Source organism: Falsiroseomonas oryziterrae (assembly GCF_021864505.1).
GTDB lineage: Bacteria > Pseudomonadota > Alphaproteobacteria > Acetobacterales > Acetobacteraceae > Falsiroseomonas > Falsiroseomonas oryziterrae.
The window spans coordinates 1-1,456 of record NZ_JAKJIB010000560.1; the positions used below are offsets into that span (position 1 = coordinate 1).

General features: G+C 76.4%; 2 protein-coding genes. Both read right to left on the reverse strand.

Features of this window, described 5'->3' with window-relative positions; all coding sequences use genetic code 11:
* Nucleotides 1-461 (reverse strand): hypothetical protein (locus L2I40_RS23135; protein ID WP_237217709.1); only part of this gene is annotated, 461 nt, incomplete at its 3' end.
* Nucleotides 462-595: 134 nt separating this feature from the next.
* Nucleotides 596-1,456, reverse strand: an 861-nt coding sequence (locus L2I40_RS23140) for a tripartite tricarboxylate transporter substrate-binding protein (protein ID WP_237217710.1), incomplete at its 5' end; no start/stop codon positions are given.

A 1,456-nucleotide genomic window follows, 5' to 3' on the forward strand; every position in this document is an offset into this window, starting at 1 on the left:
CGGTCGGCAAGGCGCACCATGGGCTGGAAGCGCACCGTGATCTCGCCGCGCGCCAGGCCGGCCGCGAGATCGGCGGGATCGCTGCTCGGCAGTTGCACCGCGGGCGCGGGCAGGGCGAGGGCGGCGGCGAGGCGGCTGCCTTCGGCGGGCGCGCTGCGCAGGCCGGTCGGCGGCGCCTCTCCGGGCCGGGTCACGATCACGACGTCGGTCCCGCTGAAGCGGTCGCGCGCGGCGGTCAGCAGGGGGCCTTGCGCCAGGTCGCCCTCCAGGACGAGGTGACGCGGCGGACGTCCGGGGCCGACGAGCAGCGACAGCGCTTCGGCGGCGGAGACAAGATCGACCTCGGTGGCCTGCGGCAGCCGCGAGGCCGCGTCATGGGCCGCCGCGATCACCTTCGGGTCGCGCGCCACCAGGACGAAGTCTGGACGGGCAGCCTGGGCGCGCCATCTGCGCCGAGCCATGGGGTCACACCTCTGCCGCGCCGATACGCGCGCCGGGCGCCCGGCGGAGCAGGACGTCCCGGGGCACGCGGCCCGAGGCGGGCCGTCTCAAAAGCATATGCTCGCGGGTGTATTGTCGCAACAGCTGTGTCGTTTCACGCCCGGCGCGGCAGCCAGGGGGCCTCCTGCCACCGCCGGCGCAACTCCTCGTCCTGGCGCGAGAGCAGGCCGGCCCAGGCCTCGGGCCCGAGGAAGCGCGGCACCTGCCCGTTGTCGGCGCAGAAGGAGACGAGGTCCGGATCGCGCGCGAGGCTCTCGAGCCCCGCAAGGAGCCAGGACTGCCACTCCCTGTCCGGCGCAGCCTCGAGTGCGAAGCCGCGCCGGGTCGCGCCCAGCAATTCGAGCCCGGACTCGCGCAGCGTCGGCACCTCCGGCAGGAGGGGCGACCGGCGGGATGCGGCGACGCCGAGGGCAACCAGGCGGTTGTCGCGCAGATGGCCGAGCGCGTCGGGCAGCGTCAGCACGGCCGCCGTCACATGACCCGCGGCCGCGGCCTGCCGCGCGGCGGCGGCCGAGGCGAAGGTCAGGATCGGGAGCCCGGCCCGTTCCGCGAGCCGCAGGCCGGTGACATGCGCCCCGGTGCCCGGCGGCGGCGTGGCGATCGGCGAGATGCGCGTCCCGTGGCGCAGCGACTCGAGATCGGTGGGCCCGCCTGGTGCGGTGACCAGCAGCGCCGGTTCCTCGACCAGGGCCGCGAGTGGGCGGAGCTGCGAGAGCGGCGACGCCTCGCCGGTCTCGATCGCGCGCGCCAGCATGACCGGCGTGGTCAGGACGGCGATGGCGCGTCGGGCGGACCCGGCGGCGAGATCGGCGAGGGCATCCAGCCCGGCCTTGCCCGGGCGGTTGCGCACCAGCAGCGGCTGCCGCGGCCAAGCGCGTTCCAGGAAGGGCGCGATGCCGCGCGCCCAGCGATCCGGCCCGGAGCCCGGCGGCGCCGGCACGATCAGCTCGACCGG